This window comes from Streptomyces sp. NPDC020845, assembly GCF_044334165.1.
Classification (GTDB): Bacteria; Actinomycetota; Actinomycetes; order Streptomycetales; family Streptomycetaceae; genus Streptomyces.
This window is the reverse complement of the sequence record NZ_JBIRSJ010000005.1, coordinates 452,260-478,330: the sequence shown is the minus strand read 5'-3', so window position 1 is coordinate 478,330 and position 26,071 is coordinate 452,260. Positions and strand designations below refer to the sequence as shown.

18 protein-coding genes are annotated in these 26,071 nt (G+C 67.8%); 15 read left to right on the top strand and 3 right to left on the bottom strand.

Annotation, left to right across the window (positions count from 1 at the left end; all coding sequences use genetic code 11):
• Window positions 1-47 precede the first annotated feature (47 nt).
• The 12 genes from nusG to tuf all read left to right on the top strand — a co-directional run bounded on the left by nusG (window position 48) and on the right by tuf (window position 17,543).
• A complete protein-coding gene (gene nusG / locus ACH4U7_RS15220) occupies window positions 48-926 on the top strand; it encodes a transcription termination/antitermination protein NusG (protein WP_398528377.1) in 879 nt (292 codons plus the stop codon).
• 160 nt (window positions 927-1,086) lie between these two features.
• Entirely contained in the window at window positions 1,087-1,521 is a 435-nt protein-coding gene (gene rplK / locus ACH4U7_RS15215) for a 50S ribosomal protein L11 (RefSeq protein ID WP_030412999.1), read from the top strand.
• Between the two features lie 73 nt (window positions 1,522-1,594).
• Window positions 1,595-2,311 (top strand): 50S ribosomal protein L1, encoded by a 717-nt coding sequence (gene rplA, locus ACH4U7_RS15210; protein WP_385613819.1) that lies wholly within the window; start codon window positions 1,595-1,597, stop codon window positions 2,309-2,311.
• Window positions 2,312-2,545: 234 nt separating this feature from the next.
• Window positions 2,546-3,394, top strand: coding sequence for a hypothetical protein (locus tag ACH4U7_RS15205; RefSeq protein WP_398528376.1), 849 nt, complete (start codon window positions 2,546-2,548; stop codon window positions 3,392-3,394).
• A 280-nt stretch (window positions 3,395-3,674) separates the two neighbouring features.
• The gene (rplJ, locus tag ACH4U7_RS15200) at window positions 3,675-4,232 is read left to right on the top strand and encodes a 50S ribosomal protein L10 (RefSeq protein ID WP_065962956.1); all 558 of its coding nucleotides are present in this window, start codon (window positions 3,675-3,677) and stop codon (window positions 4,230-4,232) included.
• Between the two features lie 78 nt (window positions 4,233-4,310).
• Entirely contained in the window at window positions 4,311-4,697 is a 387-nt protein-coding gene (gene rplL / locus ACH4U7_RS15195; protein WP_089509708.1) for a 50S ribosomal protein L7/L12, read from the top strand.
• A gap of 589 nt (window positions 4,698-5,286) precedes the next feature.
• Window positions 5,287-8,769 carry a DNA-directed RNA polymerase subunit beta gene (gene rpoB, locus ACH4U7_RS15190; protein WP_398528375.1) on the top strand — a complete coding sequence of 1,161 codons (3,483 nt, stop codon included), beginning with the start codon at window positions 5,287-5,289 and terminating at the stop codon, window positions 8,767-8,769.
• A 101-nt stretch (window positions 8,770-8,870) separates the two neighbouring features.
• Window positions 8,871-12,770, top strand: a complete 3,900-nt coding sequence (locus ACH4U7_RS15185) for a DNA-directed RNA polymerase subunit beta' (protein WP_398528374.1) — start codon at window positions 8,871-8,873, stop codon at window positions 12,768-12,770.
• A gap of 349 nt (window positions 12,771-13,119) precedes the next feature.
• A complete protein-coding gene (rpsL, locus tag ACH4U7_RS15180) occupies window positions 13,120-13,491 on the top strand; it encodes a 30S ribosomal protein S12 (RefSeq protein WP_003948652.1) in 372 nt (123 codons plus the stop codon).
• 2 nt (window positions 13,492-13,493) lie between these two features.
• Window positions 13,494-13,964 (top strand): 30S ribosomal protein S7, encoded by a 471-nt coding sequence (gene rpsG / locus ACH4U7_RS15175; protein ID WP_014178748.1) that lies wholly within the window; start codon window positions 13,494-13,496, stop codon window positions 13,962-13,964.
• Window positions 13,965-14,002: 38 nt separating this feature from the next.
• Window positions 14,003-16,126, top strand: a complete 2,124-nt coding sequence (gene fusA, locus ACH4U7_RS15170) for an elongation factor G (RefSeq protein ID WP_385613834.1) — start codon at window positions 14,003-14,005, stop codon at window positions 16,124-16,126.
• Between the two features lie 223 nt (window positions 16,127-16,349).
• The gene (tuf, locus tag ACH4U7_RS15165; RefSeq protein WP_358631128.1) at window positions 16,350-17,543 is read left to right on the top strand and encodes an elongation factor Tu; all 1,194 of its coding nucleotides are present in this window, start codon (window positions 16,350-16,352) and stop codon (window positions 17,541-17,543) included.
• 102 nt (window positions 17,544-17,645) lie between these two features.
• On the opposite strand, the gene ACH4U7_RS15160 is transcribed toward tuf, so the two are convergent.
• Window positions 17,646-19,763 carry a PIG-L family deacetylase gene (locus ACH4U7_RS15160; RefSeq protein ID WP_398528373.1) on the bottom strand — a complete coding sequence of 706 codons (2,118 nt, stop codon included), beginning with the start codon at window positions 19,761-19,763 and terminating at the stop codon, window positions 17,646-17,648.
• Between the two features lie 267 nt (window positions 19,764-20,030).
• Between ACH4U7_RS15160 and ACH4U7_RS15155 the strand changes: the two genes are divergently transcribed.
• Window positions 20,031-22,385 (top strand): PQQ-binding-like beta-propeller repeat protein, encoded by a 2,355-nt coding sequence (locus ACH4U7_RS15155; protein WP_398528372.1) that lies wholly within the window; start codon window positions 20,031-20,033, stop codon window positions 22,383-22,385.
• An 84-nt stretch (window positions 22,386-22,469) separates the two neighbouring features.
• On the top strand, window positions 22,470-23,315 hold the full coding sequence (locus tag ACH4U7_RS15150; RefSeq protein ID WP_398528371.1) for an alpha/beta hydrolase family protein: 846 nt from the start codon (window positions 22,470-22,472) through the stop codon (window positions 23,313-23,315).
• A 12-nt stretch (window positions 23,316-23,327) separates the two neighbouring features.
• On the opposite strand, the gene ACH4U7_RS15145 is transcribed toward ACH4U7_RS15150, so the two are convergent.
• Both ACH4U7_RS15145 and ACH4U7_RS15140 read right to left on the bottom strand, forming a co-directional pair.
• Window positions 23,328-23,924 carry a Uma2 family endonuclease gene (locus ACH4U7_RS15145; RefSeq protein ID WP_398528370.1) on the bottom strand — a complete coding sequence of 199 codons (597 nt, stop codon included), beginning with the start codon at window positions 23,922-23,924 and terminating at the stop codon, window positions 23,328-23,330.
• A gap of 235 nt (window positions 23,925-24,159) precedes the next feature.
• The gene (locus ACH4U7_RS15140) at window positions 24,160-25,128 is read right to left on the bottom strand and encodes a helix-turn-helix domain-containing protein (RefSeq protein WP_398528369.1); all 969 of its coding nucleotides are present in this window, start codon (window positions 25,126-25,128) and stop codon (window positions 24,160-24,162) included.
• A 423-nt stretch (window positions 25,129-25,551) separates the two neighbouring features.
• Between ACH4U7_RS15140 and ACH4U7_RS15135 the strand changes: the two genes are divergently transcribed.
• On the top strand, window positions 25,552-26,070 hold the full coding sequence (locus ACH4U7_RS15135) for an ATP-binding protein (RefSeq protein ID WP_398528368.1): 519 nt from the start codon (window positions 25,552-25,554) through the stop codon (window positions 26,068-26,070).
• Window position 26,071 lies beyond the last annotated feature (1 nt).

The window sequence follows — 26,071 nt, the reverse complement described above, 5'->3', positions numbered from 1 at the left end:
CCCTTCGTACGTTCCACCCCTCTTGAAGCCAGGAAGAAGCAGCCACCGTGTCTGACCCGAACCTGAACGAGGCCGCCGCGGCCGTCGAGTCCGATGAGGACGAGCTCGACATCATCGAGGCTGCCGATGAGGACCAGGCCGAGGCTGCGGAGGCTGAGGCGGGAGAGCCGGCCGAGAAGGATGCGGTCCGCGTCGAGGACGAGGACGCTGTCCTGGCGGCCGAGGACGCTGCCGAGGCCGACGCAGAAGAGGCCGAAGAAGAGGCTGACGCAGAGGCCGAGGAAGAGACCGCCGAAGAAGAGATCGCGGTCGACCCGGTCGAGGCCCTGCGTGAGGAGCTGCGTACCCTCCCCGGCGAGTGGTACGTCATCCACACCTACGCGGGCTACGAGAACCGCGTGAAGACCAACCTCGAGCAGCGCGCCGTATCGCTGAACGTCGAGGACTACATCTTCCAGGCCGAGGTGCCGCAGGAAGAGGTCGTCCAGATCAAGAACGGCGACCGCCGCACCGTGCGCCAGAACAAGCTGCCCGGCTATGTGCTGGTGCGCATGGACCTGACGAACGAGTCCTGGGGCGTGGTCCGCAACACCCCGGGCGTCACCGGCTTCGTGGGCAACGCGTACGACCCGTACCCGCTGACCCTGGACGAGATCGTCAAGATGCTCGCCCCGGAGGCCGAGGAGAAGGCCGCCAAGGCCGCCGCCGAGGAGGCGGGTCTGCCGGCGCCGAGCCGCAAGGTCGAGGTCCAGGTGCTGGACTTCGAGGTGGGCGACTCGGTCACGGTCACCGACGGCCCCTTCGCGACGCTTCAGGCGACGATCAACGAGATCAACGCCGACTCGAAGAAGGTCAAGGGCCTGGTGGAGATCTTCGGCCGGGAGACCCCGGTCGAGCTGAGCTTCGACCAGATCCAGAAGAACTGACCATACGAACCTTCCGATCAGGTCAGACGGGCTTTCGCGGCCTGTCTGACCTGCTCGGTTTTAGGCCGCACAGCTATACCCGTTACTGTTGTGCGGTATGCCTCCATCCGGATGATCCGGTTCGGAGGCGAATCACCTCTCACTAAGACCCGGAGAGAGCATGCCTCCCAAGAAGAAGAAGGTCACGGGGCTGATCAAGCTCCAGATCCAGGCCGGTGCCGCGAACCCGGCTCCGCCGGTCGGCCCCGCGCTGGGCCAGCACGGCGTCAACATCATGGAGTTCTGCAAGGCCTACAACGCCGCGACCGAGTCGCAGCGCGGCATGGTCGTGCCGGTGGAGATCACGGTCTACGAGGACCGTTCCTTCACCTTCGTCACCAAGACTCCGCCGGCCGCCAAGCTGATCCTCAAGGCCGCGGGTGTGGAGAAGGGCTCCGGCGAGCCGCACAAGACCAAGGTCGCCAAGATCACCCGCGACCAGGTCCGCGACATCGCCACCACCAAGATGCCCGACCTGAACGCCAACGACCTGGACGCCGCCGAGAAGATCATCGCCGGCACCGCCCGCTCCATGGGCATCACGGTCGAGGGCTGACACTCCCGTAGCACCACCGTGGCAGGGCCAAGCGCGGCCCGGACCACGACTCCACAACCTTTCAGGAGCAGCAGTGAAGCGCAGCAAGACTCTCCGCAGCGCGGACGCCAAGATCGACCGGGAGCGCGTGTACGCCCCGCTCGAGGCCGTTCGGCTCGCCAAGGAGACCTCCGCCGCCAAGTTCGACGCGACCGTCGAGGTGGCCATGCGTCTGGGTGTCGACCCGCGCAAGGCCGACCAGATGGTCCGTGGCACCGTGAACCTTCCGCACGGCACCGGTAAGACCGCCCGGGTCCTGGTCTTCGCGACCGGTGACCGTGCTGCGGCCGCGGAGGCCGCCGGCGCCGACATCGTCGGCTCCGACGAGCTGATCGACGAGGTGTCCAAGGGCCGGCTGGACTTCGACGCCGTCGTCGCCACCCCGGACCTCATGGGCAAGGTCGGCCGCCTGGGCCGGGTGCTCGGTCCGCGTGGTCTGATGCCGAACCCGAAGACCGGCACCGTCACCCCCGACGTGGCCAAGGCCGTCACCGACATCAAGGGCGGCAAGATCGAGTTCCGCGTCGACAAGCACTCGAACCTGCACTTCATCATCGGCAAGGTCTCCTTCGACGAGGCCAAGCTGGTGGAGAACTACGCCGCGGCGCTCGAGGAGATCAACCGTCTCAAGCCGTCCGCCGCCAAGGGCCGCTACATCAAGAAGGCGACCCTGACCACCACCATGGGCCCTGGCATCCCGCTGGACGCCAACCGCACCCGCAACCTGCTGGTCGAGGACGAGGCCGTCTGAGCACGCTCTGAGCACGCGCCAGAACGCGTGCTGAGCGCGCTCTGAGTGCCGTATGAGGCGGCACTCAACCCCTGTGAGCCGGGTTCCCGCACCTCCCGAGTGGAGGGCGGGAACCCGGCTCACTGCGTTGGGCGTCCCCTCAGATACAGTCTCAGCAGTCGTAAAAGATAAATAAGAAGCAAAGACATAGGGGGACCTGTGCGCGGTACTCGTTTCGCTGCTCGGAGTGCGGCGGTGCTCAGCGGTGTGGTTCTGGTGGCCGGTCTCACGGCCTGTGGGAGCGACAAGGCCGACAGCGACAAGTCGAACAAGGGCTCCGACAAGGCCGCCGAGTCGGTGGGCGGCCCGCTCGCCGCCCTCAAGCTCGCCTCGCAGCAGACGGACCAGCAGCACTCGGCCAAGGTCGAGGGCACCACGCAGATGGGTGCGCAGAACTCGACCATGTCCGGTGCGATGGACTGGGCGGACGGTATGCGCGCCAACATGACCATCACGCAGAAGGGCGGGTCGGTCCAGAACTCGCCGCTGGCGGGCAAGCCCATGGAGGCTCGCTACACGCCCGACGCGATGTTCATGAACCTCGGCCCCGAGTTCGCGGCGCAGGCGGGCGGCAAGCACTGGATGAAGTACGACTACGACACCCTGGCCAAGCAGGCCGGCGCCTCCGGCGAGTTCCTCAAGGACCAGATGCAGAACACCGACCCGGCGCGTTCGGTGCAGCTGCTGATCGCCACCGGCCAGGTCAAGAGCGTGGGCTCGGAGTCGGTCAAGGGCGTCAAGGCGACCCACTACACCGGCACGGTGAAGGTCTCCGAGCTGGCCAAGATGCAGTCCAAGGACCTCTCCGAGAGCGACCTCACGGCGCTGCAGAAGCAGCTGGAGACCTCCGGCATGGAGACCGAGACCATCGACCTGTGGATCGACGGTAAGAACCTGCTGGTCAAGAAGCGGGAGCAGGCCGACAGCAACAACGGGAAGTACGACTCGACGGTCTACTACTCGGACTACGGCACCAAGGTCACCGTCGAGGAGCCGCTGGCCTCGGACACCATGAACTTCGAGGACGCCCTCGCCCAGCAGTGACCTGCCCGAGAGCCGATTTGCCTGGCCGCGGCCCGTTCGCGTAGCCTTCCACCGAAGCCAAAGACCGCTGGTCGTTGCTGTGCCTCCCCGGGGGCGCGGCGGCCGAAGGATCCGCTAGCTGCGGACGACCTGCGCAGGTGATTGTGGATGGACTCCCGATCGGGCCGCGAGCCCGTACGGTCGAGTTACGCCCCGAGCGCCTGCGCCGGGGCGTTTCGTTTTGTTCAGCCTCCTTGCCCGGCCGATGCGGTCCTCATCACCCGGAAGGAGGCCGAGGCTCATGGCGAGGCCTGACAAGGTCGCGGCCGTCGAGGAGATGACGGACAAGTTCCGTACCTCCAACGCTGCTGTTGTGACCGCGTACACCGGTCTCACCGTCGCGCAGCTCAAGGAGCTGCGCCGTTCGCTCGGTGAGAACGCTCAGTACCGTGTGGTGAAGAACACGCTGACCAAGATCGCGGCCAACGAGGCCGGGATCACCACGCTCGACGACCTGTTCGCGGGTTCGTCGGCCGTCGCTTTCGTGACCGGTGACCCGGTCGAGGCGGCGAAGGGTCTCCGTGACTTCGCCAAGGAGAACCCCGCTCTCGTCATCAAGGGCGGTGTCCTTGACGGCAAGGCGCTGTCCGCCGACGAGATCAAGAAGCTCGCGGACCTCGAGTCCCGCGAGGTGCTGCTCGCCAAGCTGGCGGGCGCCATGAAGGGCAAGCAGTCCCAGGCTGCGGCGCTCTTCCAGGCGCTCCCGTCGAAGTTCGTCCGCACGGCGGAGGCGCTTCGCGTCAAGAAGGAAGAGCAGGGCGGTGCCGGCGAGCCGGCTCCCGCCGAGGCCGCGGAGTAACTCTCCCGCTGCCCAGCGGGCCCGTGCCCGCCGACATGTACATCCGGCACCAGCCGATTTAGTGGAAGGACCGCCATCATGGCGAAGCTCAGCCAGGAAGACCTGCTCGCCCAGTTCGAGGAGATGACCCTCATCGAGCTCTCCGAGTTCGTGAAGCTCTTCGAGGAGAAGTTCGACGTCACCGCCGCCGCCCCGGCCGCCATCGCCGTCGCCCCGGGTGCCCCGGGTGCCGCGGCCGAGGCCGAGCCGGAGAAGGACGAGTTCGACGTCATCCTCACCGGCGCCGGCGAGAAGAAGATCCAGGTCATCAAGGTCGTGCGTGAGCTGACCTCGCTGGGTCTGAAGGAGGCCAAGGACCTCGTCGACGGCACCCCGAAGCCGGTCCTGGAGAAGGTCAACAAGGAGCAGGCCGAGAAGGCCGCCGAGTCCCTCAAGGGCGCCGGCGCCTCCGTCGAGGTCAAGTGACCCGAGGGTTCAGGGGCCCTGCCGGGCCCGCTGACCCGCTCCCGTTCCGTAAGGGCGATCACCCGTTGGGGTGGTCGCCCTTCGGCGGTTCCGTCACGGCTGCGTTGCCTTGTCGGTCCCTGCGGGTATGGTGATCTTCGTTGCCCGTCGCCACGCCCTGTGACGATCTCGCCGGAGTGGGGGGCCTTGACGAACGGCACGCAGCGCGCAATTCTCAGGACGCGACGTCACACCGATCCAAGTCCGAGGCATGGATCGTCGGCGAAGCGGGCAGTATCGATATGCGCTTGAGGCGCATGAGTGGCTGCAGGCGTTCGAAAACAACGAGAAGACAACGAGGGGGAGCGGCCCCCTCACCGGAGGGAGAGATTGGCTCTGCCGGTCTCAGAAACTCGGAGCTGGACATCAGTGTGCCAAGTGGCTACACTGACCCTTTGCGCTGCCTGTTAGCTGCCTCCTGCCCGTCACCAGGGGCATGCCCACCTGAGAGCACGGCCGAGGATATCTCTCTGACCAGGGATTTCCTTCTCTGGCTCGAGTTGGGACCGGCACGCGCGTAGTGAGTCCGAGCCCTCGGAAGGACCCCCTCTTGGCCGCCTCGCGCAACGCCTCGACTGCCAATACGAACAACGGCGCCAGCACCGCCCCGCTGCGCATCTCATTTGCGAAGATCAAGGAGCCTCTCGAGGTTCCGAACCTCCTTGCGCTGCAGACCGAGAGCTTCGATTGGCTGCTCGGCAATGCTGCCTGGAAGGCTCGCGTCGAGGCTGCGCTGGACAGCGGTCAGGACGTCCCCACCAAGTCCGGTCTGGAAGAGATCTTCGAGGAGATCTCCCCGATCGAGGACTTCTCCGGGTCGATGTCCCTGACCTTCCGCGATCACCGCTTCGAGCCCCCGAAGAACTCGATCGACGAGTGCAAGGAGCGCGACTTCACGTACGCCGCTCCGCTCTTCGTCACGGCCGAGTTCACCAACAACGAGACCGGTGAGATCAAGTCCCAGACGGTCTTCATGGGCGACTTCCCGCTCATGACCAACAAGGGCACCTTCGTCATCAACGGCACCGAGCGTGTCGTGGTGTCTCAGCTGGTGCGCTCGCCGGGTGTGTACTTCGACTCCTCCATCGACAAGACGTCCGACAAGGACATCTTCTCCGTCAAGGTCATCCCGTCCCGGGGTGCCTGGCTGGAGATGGAGATCGACAAGCGCGACATGGTCGGTGTCCGCATCGACCGCAAGCGCAAGCAGTCCATCACCGTTCTGCTGAAGGCGCTGGGCTGGACCACCGAGCAGATCCTCGAGGAGTTCGGCGAGTACGAGTCCATGCGCGCCACCCTGGAGAAGGACCACACCCAGGGCCAGGACGACGCGCTGCTCGACATCTACCGCAAGCTGCGCCCGGGCGAGCCCCCGACGCGTGAGGCCGCGCAGACGCTGCTCGAGAACCTCTACTTCAACCCCAAGCGCTACGACCTGGCGAAGGTCGGCCGCTACAAGGTCAACAAGAAGCTGGGTGCGGCCGCTCCGCTGGACGCGGGCGTCCTGACGGTCGAGGACGTCATCGCCTCGATCAAGTACCTGGTGAAGCTGCACGCCGGTGAGACCGAGACGGTCGGCGAGAACGGTCAGATGATCGTCGTCGAGACCGACGACATCGACCACTTCGGCAACCGCCGTATCCGTAACGTCGGCGAGCTGATCCAGAACCAGGTCCGTACGGGTCTGGCCCGTATGGAGCGCGTCGTCCGTGAGCGCATGACGACTCAGGACGTCGAGGCGATCACGCCGCAGACCCTGATCAACATCCGGCCGGTCGTCGCCTCCATCAAGGAGTTCTTCGGCACCAGCCAGCTGTCGCAGTTCATGGACCAGACGAACCCGCTGTCGGGTCTGACCCACAAGCGTCGTCTGAACGCGCTGGGCCCCGGTGGTCTGTCCCGTGAGCGGGCGGGCTTCGAGGTCCGAGACGTGCACCCGTCGCACTACGGCCGCATGTGCCCGATCGAGACGCCCGAAGGCCCGAACATCGGTCTGATCGGCTCGCTCGCCTCGTACGGCCGGGTCAACGCGTTCGGTTTCATCGAGACCCCGTACCGGAAGGTCGTCGGCGGTGTCGTCACCGACGAGGTCGACTACCTGACGGCCGACGAAGAGGACCGATTCGTCATCGCGCAGGCCAACGCGCCGCTGACGGACGATCTGCACTTCGCCGAGAACCGCGTCCTGGTCCGCCGCCGGGGCGGCGAGGTCGACTACATCCCGGGCGACGACGTCGACTACATGGACGTCTCGCCGCGCCAGATGGTGTCGGTCGCGACCGCCATGATCCCGTTCCTCGAGCACGACGACGCCAACCGCGCGCTCATGGGATCGAACATGATGCGCCAGGCCGTGCCGCTGATCAAGGCGGAGTCCCCGCTGGTCGGCACCGGCATGGAGTACCGCTGCGCGGTCGACGCCGGTGACGTCATCAAGGCCGAGAAGGACGGTGTCGTCCAGGAGGTCTCCGCCGACTACGTGACGGTGGCCAACGACGACGGCACCTACAACACCTACCGGGTGGCCAAGTTCTCCCGCTCCAACCAGGGCACCTCCTTCAACCAGAAGGTCGTCGTGGACGAGGGCGCGCGGGTGATCGCCGGCCAGGTGCTGGCCGACGGCCCGTCCACCGAGGACGGCGAGATGGCGCTCGGCAAGAACCTCCTGGTGGCGTTCATGCCGTGGGAGGGCCACAACTACGAGGACGCGATCATCCTCAGCCAGCGTCTGGTGCAGGACGACGTCCTCTCCTCGATCCACATCGAGGAGCACGAGGTCGACGCCCGTGACACCAAGCTCGGCCCCGAGGAGATCACCCGGGACATCCCGAACGTCTCCGAGGAGGTCCTGGCCGACCTCGACGAGCGCGGCATCATCCGCATCGGCGCCGAGGTCGTGGCCGGCGACATCCTGGTCGGCAAGGTCACCCCGAAGGGTGAGACCGAGCTGACCCCGGAGGAGCGCCTGCTGCGCGCGATCTTCGGCGAGAAGGCCCGTGAGGTCCGTGACACCTCGCTGAAGGTGCCGCACGGCGAGATCGGCAAGGTCATCGGCGTGCGCGTCTTCGACCGCGAGGAGGGCGACGAGCTGCCCCCGGGCGTGAACCAGCTGGTCCGCGTCTACGTGGCGCAGAAGCGCAAGATCACCGACGGTGACAAGCTCGCCGGCCGCCACGGCAACAAGGGCGTCATCTCCAAGATCCTGCCGGTCGAGGACATGCCGTTCCTGGAGGACGGCACCCCGGTCGACATCATCCTCAACCCGCTGGGTGTCCCGTCCCGAATGAACCCGGGACAGGTCCTGGAGATCCACCTCGGCTGGCTGGCCTCCCGCGGCTGGAAGGTCGAAGGCTCCGAGGAGTGGATGCAGCGGCTGCAGGCGATCGGCGCCGATGAGGTGGCGCCGGGCACCAATGTCGCGACCCCGGTCTTCGACGGCGCCCGCGAGGACGAGATCTCCGGTCTCTTCGACTCGACGATCCCGAACCGCGACGGCGACCGCCTGGTCCAGTCGTCCGGTAAGGCCCGGCTCTTCGACGGCCGCTCCGGCGAGCCGTTCCCGGACCCGATCTCCGTCGGTTACATGTACATCCTCAAGCTGCACCACCTGGTGGACGACAAGCTGCACGCCCGCTCCACCGGTCCGTACTCGATGATCACCCAGCAGCCGCTGGGTGGTAAGGCTCAGTTCGGTGGCCAGCGCTTCGGTGAGATGGAGGTGTGGGCGCTCGAGGCCTACGGCGCCGCGTACGCCCTCCAGGAGCTGCTGACCATCAAGTCCGACGACGTCACCGGCCGAGTGAAGGTCTACGAGGCCATCGTCAAGGGCGAGAACATCCCCGAGCCCGGCATCCCTGAGTCCTTCAAGGTGCTCATCAAGGAGATGCAGTCCCTGTGCCTCAACGTGGAGGTGCTGTCGTCCGACGGCATGTCCATCGAGATGCGCGACACCGACGAGGACGTCTTCCGCGCTGCGGAGGAGCTCGGTATCGACCTGTCGCGGCGCGAGCCGAGCAGCGTCGAAGAGGTCTGACGGGTCTGGCCGGGACGATCGTCCACCGCGACCGCCCCGGCCTCTCCCCGGACCCCCAGTCAGACCCGAAGACACGACCCTGAAAGAGGGATTGACGACAAGTGCTCGACGTCAACTTCTTCGACGAGCTGCGGATCGGCCTCGCCACCGCTGACGACATCCGTCAGTGGTCCCACGGTGAGGTCAAGAAGCCGGAAACCATCAACTACCGCACCCTCAAGCCCGAAAAGGACGGACTCTTCTGCGAGAAGATCTTCGGTCCGACCCGGGACTGGGAGTGCTACTGCGGCAAGTACAAGCGCGTCCGCTTCAAGGGCATCATCTGTGAGCGCTGCGGTGTCGAGGTCACCCGCGCCAAGGTGCGCCGTGAGCGGATGGGCCACATCGAGCTGGCCGCTCCCGTCACCCACATCTGGTACTTCAAGGGCGTTCCGTCGCGCCTGGGCTACCTGCTCGACCTTGCCCCGAAGGACCTGGAGAAGGTCATCTACTTCGCCGCCTACATGATCACGTGGGTGGACGAGGAGCGCCGTACGCGCGATCTGCCCTCGCTGGAGGCCCATGTCTCCGTCGAGCGCCAGCAGATCGAGCAGCGCCGCGACGCCGACCTGGAGGCCCGCGCCAAGAAGCTCGAGGCGGACCTCGCCGAGCTGGAGGCCGAGGGCGCCAAGGCCGATGTGCGCCGCAAGGTGCGCGAGGGCGCCGAGCGTGAGATGAAGCAGCTGCGCGACCGCGCCCAGCGCGAGATCGACCGTCTCGACGAGGTGTGGAACCGCTTCAAGAACCTCAAGGTCCAGGACCTGGAGGGCGATGAGCTGCTCTACCGTGAGCTGCGTGACCGCTTCGGCACGTACTTCATGGGCGGCATGGGCGCCGCTGCCCTGCAGAAGCGCCTGGAGTCCTTCGACCTCGACGAGGAGGCCGAGAAGCTCCGCGAGATCATCCGGACCGGCAAGGGCCAGAAGAAGACCCGTGCGCTCAAGCGCCTCAAGGTCGTCTCCGCCTTCCTGCAGACCCGCAACAGCCCCAACGGCATGGTGCTGGACTGCATCCCGGTGATCCCGCCGGACCTGCGTCCGATGGTGCAGCTGGACGGTGGCCGCTTCGCGACCTCCGACCTGAACGACCTGTACCGCCGCGTCATCAACCGGAACAACCGCCTCAAGCGTCTCCTTGACCTCGGTGCCCCCGAGATCATCGTGAACAACGAGAAGCGGATGCTGCAGGAGGCCGTCGACGCGCTGTTCGACAACGGCCGCCGCGGCCGCCCGGTGACCGGTCCCGGTAACCGTCCGCTGAAGTCCCTCAGCGACATGCTGAAGGGTAAGCAGGGTCGTTTCCGCCAGAACCTGCTCGGCAAGCGAGTCGACTACTCGGCCCGTTCGGTCATCGTCGTCGGCCCGCAGCTCAAGCTGCACCAGTGCGGTCTGCCCAAGGCCATGGCGCTGGAGCTCTTCAAGCCGTTCGTGATGAAGCGCCTGGTGGACCTGAACCACGCGCAGAACATCAAGTCGGCCAAGCGCATGGTCGAGCGCGGCCGCACGGTCGTGTACGACGTGCTCGAAGAGGTCATCGCCGAGCACCCGGTGCTGCTGAACCGTGCGCCGACCCTGCACCGTCTGGGCATCCAGGCCTTCGAGCCGCAGCTGGTCGAGGGCAAGGCCATTCAGATCCACCCGCTCGTGTGCACCGCGTTCAACGCGGACTTCGACGGTGACCAGATGGCCGTGCACCTGCCGCTGTCCGCGGAGGCCCAGGCCGAGGCCCGCATCCTGATGCTGTCCTCGAACAACATCCTCAAGCCGGCCGACGGCCGCCCGGTGACCATGCCCACCCAGGACATGGTGCTCGGTCTGTTCTTCCTCACCACCGACGAGGAGGAGCGGAAGGTCATCGGCGAGGGCCGGGCGTTCGGCTCGACCGCTGAGGCGATCATGGCGTTCGACGCCCGCGAGCTCTCGCTCCAGGCGAAGATCGACATCCGCTTCCCGATCGGCACCGTCCCGCCCCGTGGCTGGACCCCGCCGGTTCCGGAGGAGGGCGAGCCTGCCTGGACGCCGGGTGACAGCTTCCGGCTGCGCACCACCCTGGGCCGCGCGCTCTTCAACGAGCTGCTGCCCGAGGACTACCCGTTCGTCGACTACTCGGTGGGCAAGAAGCAGCTCTCCGAGATCGTCAACGACCTCGCCGAGCGCTACCCGAAGGTCATCGTCGCGGCGACCCTGGACAATCTGAAGGCGTCCGGTTTCCACTGGGCCACCCGTTCCGGTGTCACCGTCGCGATCTCCGACGTCGTCGTCCCCGAGGCCAAGAAGGCCATCATCGAGGGCTACGAGGCGCAGGACGAGAAGGTCCAGAAGCAGTACGAGCGTGGTCTGATCACCAAGGATGAGCGCACCCAGGAGCTCATCTCGATCTGGACCAAGGCGACCAACGAGGTTGCCGACGCGATGAACGCGAACTTCCCGAAGACCAACCCCATCTTCATGATGGTCGACTCGGGTGCTCGCGGAAACATGATGCAGATGCGTCAGATCGCCGGTATGCGTGGTCTGGTGTCCAACGCGAAGAACGAGACCATCCCGCGGCCCATCAAGGCGTCGTTCCGTGAGGGTCTCTCCGTGCTGGAGTACTTCATCTCCACCCACGGTGCCCGTAAGGGTCTCGCGGACACCGCGCTGCGTACCGCCGACTCGGGTTACCTGACCCGTCGTCTGGTGGACGTCTCCCAGGACGTGATCATCCGTGAGGAGGACTGCGGCACCGAGCGCGGTCTGAAGCTCGCGATCGCGACCAGGGGCGCCGACGGCGTGCTGCGCAAGACGGACGACGTCGAGACCAGCGTGTACGCGCGCATGCTCGCCGAGGACGTCGTTGTGGACGGCAAGGTCATCGCGCCGGCCAACGTCGACCTGGGCGATGTGCTCATCGACCAGCTCGTGCGGCACGGCGTGGAGACGGTCAAGACCCGCTCGGTCCTCACCTGCGAGTCCGCCGTCGGCACCTGTGCCTTCTGCTACGGCCGCTCGCTGGCGACCGGCAAGCTGGTGGACATCGGCGAGGCGGTCGGCATCATCGCCGCCCAGTCCATCGGTGAGCCCGGCACCCAGCTGACGATGCGTACCTTCCACACCGGTGGTGTGGCCGGTGACGACATCACCCAGGGTCTGCCGCGTGTCGTCGAGCTCTTCGAGGCCCGTACGCCCAAGGGTGTCGCCCCGATCTCAGAGGCGGCCGGCCGCGTCCGGATCGAGGAGACCGAGAAGACCAAGAAGATCGTCGTCACCCCGGACGACGGCTCCGACGAGACGGCCTTCGGCGTCTCCAAGCGAGCCCGTCTGCTGGTGGACGAGGGCGATCACGTCGAGGTCGGCCAGCCGCTGACCCTGGGTGCCACCAACCCGCACGACGTGCTGCGCATCCTCGGCCAGCGCGCCGTCCAGGTGCACCTGGTCGGCGAGGTCCAGAAGGTCTACAACTCGCAGGGTGTGTCGATCCACGACAAGCACATCGAGATCATCATCCGGCAGATGCTGCGCCGGGTGACGATCATCGAGTCCGGCGACGCGGAGCTGCTGCCGGGCGAGCTGGTGGAGCGGTCGCGCTTCGAGTCCGAGAACCGTCGTGTGGTCCAGGAAGGCGGCCACCCGGCCTCCGGCCGTCCGCAGCTGATGGGTATCACCAAGGCCTCGCTGGCGACCGAGTCCTGGCTGTCGGCGGCGTCCTTCCAGGAGACGACCCGGGTGCTCACCGACGCGGCGATCAACGCCAAGTCGGACTCCCTGATCGGCCTCAAGGAGAACGTGATCATCGGTAAGCTCATCCCGGCCGGTACGGGCCTGTCCCGCTACCGCAACATCCGGGTCGAGCCGACCGAGGAGGCGAAGGCCGCGATGTACTCGGCCGTCGGTTACGACGACATCGACTACTCGCCCTTCGGCACGGGCTCCGGCCAGGCGGTCCCGCTGGAGGACTACGACTACGGTCCGTACAACCAGTAATCCCGTATCCGCGGGCGCAGGGCGGCTACCCCATGGCGGGGTGGCCGCCCTGCGGCTATGCTTGCGGGCCGGTGTGCCTTGCCGCGTGTGCATTTGTTTTGACCGGAGCCGATGCGGTAGGTACGCTCTGACCTTGTGCCTGGGGTGTCCCTGGGCTCCCGTATGCGCACTCTTCAGCGGCCTCATGGCCCGGAGGGGCCTCCCCGGGAGACCGAGGTGTCGACACCAACAATCTGCACTCTCCCGCAATCTGCGCGGGGGTCTGCAGTGCGCGACACACCCGACCGCGTGGGTCGGAGAAACCCCAGGTTAGCTTTATCGAGACTGGCACACAGAAACCGGAGAAACGGTGCCTACGATCCAGCAGCTGGTCCGCAAGGGCCGGCAGGACAAGGTCGAGAAGAACAAGACGCCCGCGCTCGAGGGTTCGCCCCAGCGTCGTGGCGTCTGCACGCGTGTTTTCACGACCACCCCGAAGAAGCCGAACTCGGCCCTGCGTAAGGTCGCGCGTGTGCGTCTGACCAGCGGCATCGAGGTCACCGCTTACATTCCGGGTGAGGGCCACAACCTCCAGGAGCACTCCATCGTGCTCGTGCGTGGCGGCCGTGTGAAGGACCTGCCGGGTGTTCGCTACAAGATCATCCGCGGCTCCCTCGACACGCAGGGCGTCAAGAACCGCAAGCAGGCTCGCAGCCGCTACGGCGCCAAGAAGGAGAAGTAAGAATGCCTCGTAAGGGCCCCGCCCCGAAGCGCCCGGTCATCATCGACCCGGTCTACAACTCTCCTCTGGTGACCTCCCTCATCAACAAGGTGCTGCTGAACGGCAAGCGCTCCACCGCCGAGCGCATCGTCTACGGCGCCATGGAGGGCCTGCGCGAGAAGTCCGGCAACGACCCGGTCATCACGCTCAAGCGCGCGCTGGAGAACGTGAAGCCGACCCTCGAGGTCCGCTCCCGCCGCGTCGGTGGCGCCACCTACCAGGTGCCGGTCGAGGTTCGCCCCGGCCGCTCCTCCACCCTCGCGCTGCGCTGGCTCGTGGGCTACTCCCGCGCCCGTCGCGAGAAGACCATGACCGAGCGTCTGATGAACGAGCTGCTGGACGCCAGCAACGGTCTGGGCGCCTCCGTCAAGCGTCGCGAGGACACCCACAAGATGGCCGAGTCCAACAAGGCCTTCGCGCACTACCGCTGGTAGTCGCTACCCCATCGAGAACCGAGAGAAGACTGAGCCATATGGCCACCACTTCACTTGACCTGGCCAAGGTCCGCAACATTGGGATCATGGCCCACATCGACGCGGGCAAGACGACCACCACCGAGCGGATCCTGTTCTACACCGGTGTGAGCTACAAGATCGGTGAGGTCCACGATGGCGCTGCCACCATGGACTGGATGGAGCAGGAGCAGGAGCGCGGCATCACGATCACGTCGGCCGCGACGACCTGTCACTGGCCGCTCGAGAACGTCGATCACACCATCAACATCATCGACACCCCGGGCCACGTCGACTTCACCGTCGAGGTGGAGCGCTCGCTGCGCGTGCTCGACGGCGCTGTGACGGTGTTCGACGGTGTGGCCGGTGTGGAGCCGCAGTCCGAGACTGTGTGGCGTCAGGCGGACCGCTACGGCGTCCCGCGTATCTGCTTCGTCAACAAGCTCGACCGCACCGGTGCCGAGTTCCACCGCTGTGTGGACATGATCGTGGACCGCCTGGGCGCGGTGCCGCTGGTCATGCAGCTGCCGATCGGTACCGAGGCCGACTTCAAGGGCGTCGTCGACCTCGTCACCATGAAGGCGTTCGTCTGGTCCGCCGAGGCGACCAAGGGCGAGATGTACGACACCGTCGACATCCCGGACACCCACCTCGAGGCCGCCGACGAGTGGCGCGGCAAGCTCCTCGAGGCCGTCGCCGAGAACGACGAGCAGATGATGGAGCTGTACCTGGAGGGCGAGGAGCCCACCGTGGAGCAGCTGTACGCGGCGATCCGCCGTATCACCATCGCCTCCACCGGCACCGAGGGCTCGCCGACGATCACCCCCGTGTTCTGTGGCACCGCCTTCAAGAACAAGGGTGTTCAGCCGCTGCTCGACGCGGTCGTGCGCTACCTCCCCTCGCCGCTGGACATCGAGGCCGTCGAGGGCCACTCGGTGAAGGACCCCGACGAGGTCGTCAAGCGCAAGCCGTCGGACGACGAGCCGTTCGCGGGCCTGGCGTTCAAGATCATGAGCGACCCGCACCTCGGCAAGCTCACCTTCGTCCGGGTCTACTCGGGCCGCATGGAGACCGGCACCCAGGTGCAGAACTCCGTGAAGGGCAAGAAGGAGCGCATCGGCAAGATCTACCGGATGCACGCCAACAAGCGTGAGGAGATCGACTCGGTGGGTGCCGGCGACATCGTCGCCGTCATGGGTCTCAAGCAGACCACCACCGGTGAGACCCTCTGCGACCCGGCGAACCCGGTGATCCTCGAGTCGATGGACTTCCCGGCCCCGGTCATCGAGGTCGCCATCGAGCCCAAGTCGAAGGGCGACCAGGAGAAGCTGGGTGTGGCCATCCAGCGCCTCGCTGAGGAGGACCCGTCCTTCCGGGTCAAGACCAACGAGGAGACCGGCCAGACCATCATCGCGGGTATGGGCGAGCTGCACCTCGACGTGCTGGTCGACCGTATGAAGCGTGAGTTCAAGGTCGAGGCCAACGTCGGCAAGCCGCAGGTGGCCTACCGGGAGACGCTGCGCAAGAGCGTCGACCGGGTCGACTACACGCACAAGAAGCAGACCGGTGGTTCGGGCCAGTTCGCGAAGGTCCAGATCGCCATCGCGCCGCTCGAGGGCGACGGCTACGAGTTCGAGAACAAGGTCACCGGTGGCCGTATCCCGCGGGAGTACATCCCGTCCGTGGACGCGGGCTGCCAGGAGGCCATGGAGTTCGGCGTGCTCGCGGGCTACCCGCTGACCGGCGTCAAGGTCACGCTTCTCGACGGTGGCTACCACGAGGTCGACTCCTCCGAAATGGCCTTCAAGATCGCCGGCTCGATGGCCTTCAAGGAGGCCGCCCGCAAGGCCTCCCCGGCCCTGCTCGAGCCGATGATGAAGGTCGAGGTCACCACGCCCGAGGACTACATGGGCGACGTGATCGGTGACATCAACTCCCGCCGTGGACAGATTCAGTCCATGGAGGACCGCAGTGGCGCCAAGCTGGTCACCGGCCTGGTTCCGCTGTCGGAGATGTTCGGTTACGTGGGCGACCTCCGGAGCAAGACCTCCGGTCGCGCCAGCTACTCCATGCAGTTCGACTCCTACGCCGAGGTTCCCAGGAGCGTCGCCGAGGAGATCATCGCGAAGGCCAAGGGCGAGTAAGGCGGGTTCATCCGCGTTTCTCACCCTTTAGGCTGGAGCAAAGGCATCGGGGCATTCCGTCGCAGATCGCTCATCGTGGCGTCTGTGACGGGCCCCGGCCGCCGGCCCCCACACGAATACGGCGAAGGGCATCCCCCTCGGGGTCCTGGCCGGTTCGGAAAGACCACCTGAACCCATCCGCAAAGTGTGGATGCGTACAGAACCACTCCACAGGAGGACCCCAGTGGCGAAGGCGAAGTTCGAGCGGACTAAGCCGCACGTCAACATCGGCACCATCGGTCACATCGACCACGGTAAGACGACCCTTACCGCGGCGATCACCAAGGTGCTGCACGACAAGTACCCGGACCTGAACGAGGCCTCGGCCTTCGATCAGATCGACAAGGCTCCTGAGGAGCGTCAGCGCGGTATCACCATCTCCATCGCGCACGTCGAGTACCAGACGGAGTCGCGTCACTACGCGCACGTCGACTGCCCGGGTCACGCGGACTACATCAAGAACATGATCACCGGTGCCGCGCAGATGGACGGCGCCATCCTCGTGGTCGCCGCCACCGACGGCCCGATGCCGCAGACCAAGGAGCACGTGCTCCTGGCCCGCCAGGTCGGCGTTCCGTACATCGTTGTCGCCCTGAACAAGGCCGACATGGTGGACGACGAGGAGATCATGGAGCTCGTCGAGCTCGAGGTGCGTGAGCTCCTCTCCGAGTACGAGTTCCCGGGCGACGACCTTCCGGTCGTCAAGGTCTCGGCGCTCAAGGCGCTCGAGGGCGACAAGGAGTGGGGCGAGTCCGTCCTCAAGCTGATGGAGGCCGTGGACGAGGCCATCCCGCAGCCGGAGCGCGACGTCGACAAGCCGTTCCTGATGCCGATCGAGGACGTCTTCACCATCACCGGTCGCGGTACGGTCGTCACCGGCCGTATCGAGCGCGGTGTGCTGAAGGTCAACGAGACCGTCGACATCATCGGCATCAAGACCGAGAAGACCACCACCACGGTCACCGGCATCGAGATGTTCCGCAAGCTGCTCGACGAGGGCCAGGCCGGTGAGAACGTCGGTCTGCTGCTCCGCGGCATCAAGCGCGAGGATGTCGAGCGCGGCCAGGTCATCATCAAGCCCGGTTCGGTCACCCCGCACACCGAGTTCGAGGCCCAGGCCTACATCCTGTCGAAGGACGAGGGTGGTCGCCACACCCCGTTCTTCAACAACTACCGTCCGCAGTTCTACTTCCGTACCACGGACGTGACGGGCGTTGTGACCCTCCCCGAGGGCACCGAGATGGTCATGCCGGGCGACAACACCGAGATGTCGGTCCAGCTGATCCAGCCGGTCGCCATGGAGGAGGGCCTGAAGTTCGCCATCCGTGAGGGTGGCCGGACTGTCGGCGCCGGCCAGGTCACCAAGATCGTCAAGTGACCTGACGCTGCTCCAGCTCTACGGAGCGGGCTGCTCAAAGGCCCCGCACCCCCGTCCGCGAGGACGGTGGAGCGGGGCCTTTGGCGTGTTCGCGTATGCCGGTCAGGCCCGGGACGTGGCGCGGGGCCGCCAGATCCAGGGCGTGGCGCCGGGGGACATGCCCACCACGCGCACCTGCTCCCCCTCGCCCGCAAGCAGCGTCGGCGTGCCCACCGGGACCAGCCGGCTCGTGGGGCGCAGCGGTTTGGCCGCGGGCTTTGTGCCGTACTGGACCTGGACCTCGCCGTTCAGATCCCGGCTCAGCAGCAGAAGCGGCCCCTGGCGGCCGCCGGACGCGGCCAGGGCGTGGGCGGTGACCGGCCCGTAGCCCTCGAAGTGGCGCAGCGGTACGGAGGTGCCGGCGCCGTGCAGATCGTGCAGATACGGCACCGCACCGGCGGGCGGGCGGTAGACCAGCGCGATCGACCCGTCCGGGGAGGGCACCGCGCCCGGCTGCTCGCCCGGCCGCGGCAGGCCCGCGAGCGGCCGGAGCGCCACCGGGCCGTCCGGCCGGTCCTGGGCCCAGTGGTGCACGGTGTCACGGCCCGCCGCGACGACATGGACCCGCGCCTGCCGGTCCAGCAGCACGGTCAGTCCGTCCTGGATCTCGCCGCCGTCCAGCCGCTGCCAGGGGCCCCACGCCCCGTTCGCGTCCCGTATCCGGGTGGCCAGGCCCTTGTCGGCGGTGCGTACGAAGAGATGGACCCGGCCGTCCGGGGTGGCCACGGCCGCCGGGCAGCCGACGCGGCGGCCGTGCTCGGGGTCGGAGTCGGGGGTGCCGAGGCCGGTCCAGGCCCGGAACGGCCCGCCCGGGGTGCGCTGCTCCAGCGCCACCAGTTCGCGAGTGTTGGCGCCGCCCTGTCCGTCCAGCGCGGAGAAGCGCAGTGCGACCAGCACATGGCGGCCGCGGGCGTCCCGTACCGCGCACAGCGCCGGGGCCAGCGGCCCGCCACCCAGGCCCTGCGGCGCGCCGAAGCGCCCGCTGCCGGGCGCGGTCTCGCGCCACCGCACGGCCTGCGCGCCCAGCGCGCCGTATGCGACGAGGCGGCCGTCGGGGTCGGTCAGCGGCGTGGGCAGGGCGCTGGGGTAGCGGTAGTGGGTGGATCGGATCCAGCCCTTGCGGTTGGTCAGCGGCCGGGTGCCGCCCTGCCCGTAGTCGCCGCAGCCCGCCGCGTTGCCGCAGTCCCACTGCGGGCTGCCGCCGTACGCCGCCACGGCGCGGGCCTTCTGCTCGACCACGGCGGGCGGCAGATTGTGCGGCCAGCGCTGGTTGTAGTAGCCGCGGAACGACGTGACCGTGAAGCGCGGCGCCCGCTTCTCGCGCCGCGCCACATCGTCCGCCCACTGCGCGATGGCCTTCCAGGCGAACAGCGCGACCGGGGTGTGGTCCCGGTGGTCGGAGCAGCCCGGCTGGTCGTTGTCGCGGGGGTGGGTGGCGTCGTGGACCTGGAAGTCGGGGTCGGGGTCCAGGGTGTGGATCACGGTGGGCCGGTAGCGGTCCATGATCCCGGCGAGCACGTCGACGAGGGTCTGGTGGCGGTAGGTGCTGGGGGTGCGGACCGGGGAGTCGGCGGCGATGAGCGTACGCATGAGGATGCCCGGGAGATTCCACAGCTGGGGGATGCGTACGTTCCCCGCGGACAGCATGGCGATGTTGAGGAAGACCAGCCGCACGCTGCGCCCGCCGTTCCCCAGCACGTTCGTCTCCGCCGTGACCCCGCCGGGCAGCTCGAGCACCGAGCGCCGCCAGCGGGTGAACTTGTCGAGCCCCAGCAGCTGCGCGTACGCCTGGCGCAGCCCCTGGTGGCGGGCCGCGGAGTACGCGGCCTTGTCCGCGCCCGGCCTGGGCGTACCGGCCTCCCGGTTGATCCCCGCCGCCTCGCCCGCCGTGACGTACACACAGACCACGGGCACCCCGGCGGTCAGCATGTGCTCGGCGTCCGGGTTCATGAAGTACAGGTCGTCGTCGGGGTGGGCGAGGATCTGCAGCAGCAGCGCGTTCTCGGTGTTCGCGAACGACTCCGCGGGGCGCGGCGACAGCGGCCGGACCGGGACGGCCGAGGTGGGCGAGGCGCCCGAGGAGCCGCTGCAGGCCGCGGTGGTGGCGGCGGTGAGCGCGGCCAGCGCGGCGAGCGCCTGCCTGCGCGTGGCGGCAGGCGCGGCGGATCGACTGTTGTTCAACCTGGTGACCCCGTCCCCTTGTGCAGCACGTTGTCTCCGGCTGCTTCTCCGTGCTATGGGACGGTCGGTGATCTTGGAAGGTTGTCCGTCTTGGGCATGGTGTCGGTCACGAATCGGGCAAGAGTTGGTTTGCGGGTGCCCGATCCGGGCAGAGGAGGCGGGCCCCGTTGACGTTTGGCCGACGCGGCAGGGCGAAGGGGCGGGAGTGACTGCTGCGCCCTTGGCGCCCGGCCGTTACGCTTCGCTCATTCCGCTTGGGGGGCACGAATGGTGGCGCGGGTTCTGGTCGGGCGTTACGAGCTGGTGCGGTTCGTCGGCCGCGGCGGTATGGGCGAGGTGTGGGAGGGCCGTGACCGGGTGATCGGGCGGCGGGTGGCGGTCAAGCTGCTGCCGCACGACAGAGGCGATACCGCCGCCGCCGACTTGTTCCGCCGCGAGGCCAACACCGCCGGAGCGCTGAACCATCCCGCCGTGGTCACCGTGCACGACTTCGGTGAGGACGAGGCGCAGGGGTCGCTGTTCCTGGTCATGGAGTTGCTCGAGGGGCGGAACCTGGCCTCGGTGCTCCGCGAGGACGGCCCCTCACCGGTGTCCACCGCAGTCGACTGGATCGCGCAGGTGGCGGCCGGGCTGGCCCGAGCACATGAGGCGGACGTCATTCACCGGGATCTGAAGCCGGCGAACCTGCATCTGGCCGCGGACGGGCGGGTGAAGATTCTTGACTTCGGCATCGCCCGATTCATGGAGGCGCTGCCGTCGAGCAAGGTGATGGGGACGTTCCCGTACATGCCGCCGGAGCGGTTCGACGGCCACTCCGGCGAAGCACGCTCGGACCTGTACTCCCTGGGCTGCGTCCTCCACGAACTGCTCACCGGGCAGCTCCCGTTCGATGCCACCAGCGCGGCGTCGATGATGAACGCCCACCTGACCAAGGCCCCCGTGCCCCCGGGGCGGATCCGGCCCGGGGTGCCGGCGGCCCTGGACGACCTCGTCATGGAACTGCTCGCCAAGGCGCCCGAGGACCGGCCGGCCTCCGCGGCCCAGGTCCACGACCGCCTCCGCGCCCTCTCGTTCGCGGCGGCCTCCGAGTCCCCCGCGGCCTCAGGCCCGAGCCTGCACGACATGGTCACGCGCACCGCCGAGGCCAGGGACGCCAGGGATGCCAGGGACGCCAGGGATGCCAGGAACGCCAGGGACAACCCACCCGCCGGCCCCGCGTCGCCCGCGACGGCAGACGCACCCACCGCGACGGCCGGGCTACCGCCGACGCGCGTTGCGTGGCCAACCCCGCGCCGGGCAGGGTTCGTCACCCGGCGCAGGGCCTTGTGGCTCGGTGCCGCCGCCATCGCGGCCGGTGCGGGCATCCCGACCGGCTTCGCCCTTCTCGACGACGGGGCGCCTTCCGACGACGGGAAGTCTCCCGACCGCGGGACGTCGGCAAGCGGGGCATGGTTCGCCGCCGGTGGCCAGAAGCTCTCGCCCCCGGTGGTGGACGGCAAGGTGGTGTACATCAAGGGGCAGGACCTCCAGGACGCCACGGTGTACGCGCTGGACGGGGCCACCGGGAAGAAGAAGTGGTCCCACCCCCTCAAGAGCGGGGGCTACGGCCAAGCCGGCGCCAAGGAGGGCGACTCCCTGAACGTCCCGCCTCCGGCGGTGATCGGCGGAGCGGTGTACGTCATGGTCACGGACGACAAACTCTGCGTTCTGGACGCGGCCACCGGAGAGAAGAAGTGGGACTACGCCCCCGGCGGCAGCGTCACCTGGTTGACGACGGTCGGCGGGATGGTGCAGGTGTACGTCTGGGACGATGACGCCATCCACTCCTTGGACGCGGCCACCGGGACCGAGAAGTGGGCGACGCGACGCGGAATCGTCGGCATCAGGGACTATCTGGTAGCGGACGACAGGGCAGTGCACGTCTACATCGACGGCAACGGCGACCTGCGGGCGCTCGACGCGGCCACCGGCAGCAAGAAGTGGGAGTTGACCGGCCGCTGGGCCGATGGGCTATGGACGGCCGGCGGGCTGGTGTACACCCGTACGGTCGTTGAGCCCATCACCATGTATGCGCTGGACGCGGCCACGGGCGCGCGGAAATGGGAGTTCGTCAGCCCCACCAACGCGTTTGCGGGGGGCGAATCCAGCGCGCACAAGGGCACGGAGGTGGCCGACGGGGTGGCATATGTCGTCGGGTCCTCCGCCAAGAATTATGACCAGGCGGTACATGCGCTGAATGCTGCCACCGGGAAGCAGAAGTGGTCCGTGCGCCCGGAAGGCGGAGACGACCTGGGCTTCGGCACGCTGACCCTCATCGATGGGGCGTTGTACGTACGCGGACGCGATCAGACGTATGCCCTGAGCGCGGCCACGGGGGAGACGAAGTGGTCGATCACCAGCCCTGACCATCAGGAGTTGGTGGGCGCCGGCAAGGTGGTGTACGTCAGCGAGACCGCCGACAACCCTCACGTCCAGGCGCTCCACGCGGCCACCGGTACGAAGAAGTGGGGCTCAGCCATCAGCGGCGGCTCCCTGCGGATCGGCGACGGGGTGCTGTATGTCATGAGCAAGAACAAAGAAGCGATTTATGTCCTGGATACGGCCACAGGAGCAAGGATCTAGTCCGGGCAGACAATGAGGCTTCTCGATCTCATGTGGGGTTTCGAACATGGACACCTCGGAGCCCGGGATCTCGATAGTGGAGAGATGATGACGGCCGACTTCCTCGTATCCGACCCGTCGAGCGCGCTGAGGCCGGCGGCGAGCACCCCGGCGCTGCGGTTCACCAGCGGCGGCGAGACCTTGCAGGGGATCCTGCACATACCCGCGGGCCCTGGGCCGCACCCGATCGTCGTCGTCCTGCACGGCTTCCCCGGCAACGAGCGCAACTTCGACCTGGCGCAGGCGCTGCGCCGGGCGGGCTACGCGGCTCTGGTGTTCCACTACCGGGGCTCATGGGGCATGGGCGGCACCTGGTCCTGGGGCCATGTCCTGGAGGACGCCGCCCAGGTGACCGCCGCGATCCGCACGGACGAGATCGCGGGTGCCCACCGCCTCGACCCCCGGCGGCTGGCCCTCGTCGGTCACAGCCTCGGCGGTTTCACGGCGCTGATGACGGCGGCGGACGACCTCACCATCGGCGCGGTGGCGTCCGTGTCCGGCTTCAACTTCGGCGCGGTCGCCCCCACGTTCACCGATCCGGCGGTGCGCCGCGGGTACGTTGAGGCGTTCGAGGAGGAGCTGCTGCCGCTCCGAGGCACCAGCGGCGAAGCGCTCGTCGCCGAGATGGAGGCGGCAGGGGACGCCTGGAGCCTGGCTCGGCTCGCCCCGCGCCTGGCCGACCGCCCCGTACTGCTCGTCGGCACCAGCCGCGACACCGCGACACCGCACGAGATCCACCACGAACCGCTGGTGAAGGCATACGAGGCGCACCCGGTGCCCCGGCTGGAACACCACGTCTTCCCGAGCGACCACGCCCTGTCCGACCACCGCGTGGCGCTGGCCCGCACGGTCGTCGACTTCCTGGACCGGCGGCTGGCGGTGGCGGAGTAGCGGCTTGGGGCGTCAGCGCTCCACTGGGTAGCGGGGGAGGTTGTCCGTCGAGATCGTCCAGTCCCCGATCGTCACATCCTCGCCATACACGAAGTCTTTCCTCGTCGCGTAGCGGGGGCCGCTCGGCGTCCGATGGATATCGGACAGGACGGCGCCGTCGCCCGCGCGCGGGTCGAAGATGACGTACACCGGAATACCGAGCAGGGGGTAGTCCCGCATCTTGCCCACCCAGTCGTTGTCCGGGTTGGAGCGGGACACCACCTCGATGGCCGCGATGAGCGTGCGCGGATCGAAGGCCCCTTCGGCTTCCATGTCCGCTTCGGCGATCAGGATTACGTCCGGGTGGCGCAGCACGCCGATGTTCGGGTCCTCGACGTCGGGCGTTCCCGTGTGGGCGAGGATGCCGTCCGGCATGACCTTTTCCAACCGACGACTGACGCGTGCCGCTGTCAGCTCGTGCGGGCCCCCCGGCGACATCATGTCGTGCACGATCCCTTCCGTCGTGATCTCCAGTTTTCCGGGAACGCTCTCCTGTATCTGCTCGACGATGTCCCGCATCGACTGATAGCGGAGGGCGTCTCGGTCGGCGTGGTCCGGGGCGATCGTCATGGCAGCTCGCTCCTCTGTCTGTCGGCTCCGCCGGGCAGTCGAAGGCTTCACGGCCATGCTAACGAGCCGGGCGGCTCCGACTCCGGCTGATGAGACCCAGCTCGGTGCGTCCCATGACTGGGCCTGAGCGAAGTGGCGCATTCGCGCCTCGGTCCGCGAGCGCCGCTCTGCGGATTCATGTCCGGTGATGGTGTTCGTCTCCTTCTCCAGTTCCTTCTTGCAGGTGCGGACCCGCTCAGGCAGCGACACGCGTCGGGGCCTGTTGGGTCTCTCGACAGTCGCGGCAGAGGCCGGGGCGTGGGGCGCGGAAGGCGCGGTCGCAGCCGTCGCAGTTCTGGAGGGGGACAGGGTGCGACCTGGGCTGGGCCTCCGGGAGGGGCGGCGGGAGGAGCGCGGTGAGACGGTGTGCGAGGAGGGCGGCCGGGTGGCGCAGGTCCGGCGGGAGGTCCGTGGTGAGGGCACGGCGTACGGCGTCGGGGGCTGCCCCGCGCTCCAGCCAGGCGGCGACGCCCGGGGCGAGGCGGCGTACGTCGCGCTCGGCGAGCAGTAACCGGGCGTCGTCGCGGCGCAGCTCGGCGAGGAGCGCGGCGGCGGAGCGGTGGTGCTGTGGGGTGGGTGCGGTGGGCTGGGGGAGCGGGGGCGGTGTGGGGCGGCTGGGCCGCGCGGGCGGTGGCGTGGGGGTGCCGCTGCTCGGCGGCGGTGGCGGCGGGGTGGCCGCCGGGGGCCGTACGACGCGCTCGGGCGCGGGCGGGGCGGGCCGCTCGGCGACTGGCTCAGCGACTGGCTCGGCCGCGGGCTCGGCCGCGGGCTCGGCCGCGGGCTCGGCCGCGTGGCGGGTGCCGGTGGCTCGGGGGACGTTGTACGAGAGCGTCCGGGTGACGATCCGCCCCTCGGGCGTACGCTCCCGGACGCGCTTGATGTACCCGTGTTCCTCCAACTCCCGCAGCGCGGCGGCGACCCGGTCCCGCCCTTCCGTGAACTTCCCGGCCAGCGTGCGGATGTCCACGGCGGCCCCGTCGGGCAGCGACTGGATGTGCGCGCCGAGCCCGATCGCGGTCAGGGAGAGGTCGCGGTTCTGGGTGAGGTGATCGCCGATGATCGTGTATCGCTTGGGCTGGTAGTCACTGATCTGGGTGACGCCGCCTGCGGATTGGCGAACCACGGAACGGGCGCGCGAGTGCGCGCTAAGCTGCTGTTCAGCCATCGGGAAGGTGCTTCTTCCTCGTTGGTCAGGCCCTCGATCGGGATTGCGAGTCCCGGCCGGGGGCCGTCGCATGTCTGGGGTTGTCGAGCCCGAGCCTGCCCCGCCGAACCGCTTGAGCGCCAGCCCGGTTGGGCGGAATCACCCGCGCGGGTGACGGGGGTGAGGTTTGGTTGGGTTGGGTGGGTTCTTTCCAGGGGTTCTTTATCTTTGACAGCCCGCGGCCGGGGCGTACGGGCCACCGAGGACCGTCTTTCCGGGCTTCGGTGACGCCGCTGGCGATATGGCGAAGCGAGTTCGAGCCTTAACTAGTTCGAGTTGCACTAACTTGACTTAGTCTAGGTTGAAATCCTGTACGGGCGCCGCCGTGCCGGGAAAAGCTTCCTGCTCCGTCGTCTTTGCAGGGCCCACGGCGGCCAGTACCACATGGCGCAGGAGGAGGAACCGCTGCCAGCCCTCCAGCGGTTCGCCGACGCGGTCGCAACCGGTCGTGGTCTCGGGCTCCGGCAGCTGCGGTTCCAGGACTGGGACGAGGCTCTGCGTACGGCCTTGAGCCCTGTACCGGCAGCCGCCGGCCGTCCCCCGCTGCTGGTGTTGGACGAGCTGCCATACCTGCTTGCTCACTCCCTCGGCTCCCAGATTCCGTCAGCACTGCAAGCACTGGTCGACGAGAGCCGTGACAGCGGAGAGGGCCTGTCAGGCCGGGCGATCCTCTGTGGCTCCGCCCTGGCCGTGATGGCGGATCTGCTGTCAGGAACGAAGGCGCTCCGCGGACGGGCGGAGCTGGACCTGCTGCTCCGTCCGTTCGACTACCGCACCGCATCCGCGTATTACGGAATCCGTGACCTGGAGACGGCGTTCGCCATGTACGCGTACTTCGGCGGGACGCCCGGCTACCGGGACCTGCTGGCCGGGGCGCCGCCGCAGAAGTGTCTGTTCGAGTGAT

Coding starts and splice junctions, on each gene's coding strand:
- ACH4U7_RS15140 (WP_398528369.1), bottom strand. CDS start 25,128: ATGGCTGAACAGCAGCTTAGCGCGCACTCGCGCGCCCGTTCCGTGGTT.
- ACH4U7_RS15145 (WP_398528370.1), bottom strand. CDS start 23,924: ATGACGATCGCCCCGGACCACGCCGACCGAGACGCCCTCCGCTATCAG.
- ACH4U7_RS15150 (WP_398528371.1), top strand. CDS start 22,470: ATGATGACGGCCGACTTCCTCGTATCCGACCCGTCGAGCGCGCTGAGG.
- ACH4U7_RS15135 (WP_398528368.1), top strand. CDS start 25,552: ATGGCGCAGGAGGAGGAACCGCTGCCAGCCCTCCAGCGGTTCGCCGAC.
- ACH4U7_RS15155 (WP_398528372.1), top strand. CDS start 20,031: ATGGTGGCGCGGGTTCTGGTCGGGCGTTACGAGCTGGTGCGGTTCGTC.
- rplJ (WP_065962956.1), top strand. CDS start 3,675: ATGGCGAGGCCTGACAAGGTCGCGGCCGTCGAGGAGATGACGGACAAG.
- rplK (WP_030412999.1), top strand. CDS start 1,087: ATGCCTCCCAAGAAGAAGAAGGTCACGGGGCTGATCAAGCTCCAGATC.
- rpsG (WP_014178748.1), top strand. CDS start 13,494: ATGCCTCGTAAGGGCCCCGCCCCGAAGCGCCCGGTCATCATCGACCCG.
- rplL (WP_089509708.1), top strand. CDS start 4,311: ATGGCGAAGCTCAGCCAGGAAGACCTGCTCGCCCAGTTCGAGGAGATG.
- fusA (WP_385613834.1), top strand. CDS start 14,003: ATGGCCACCACTTCACTTGACCTGGCCAAGGTCCGCAACATTGGGATC.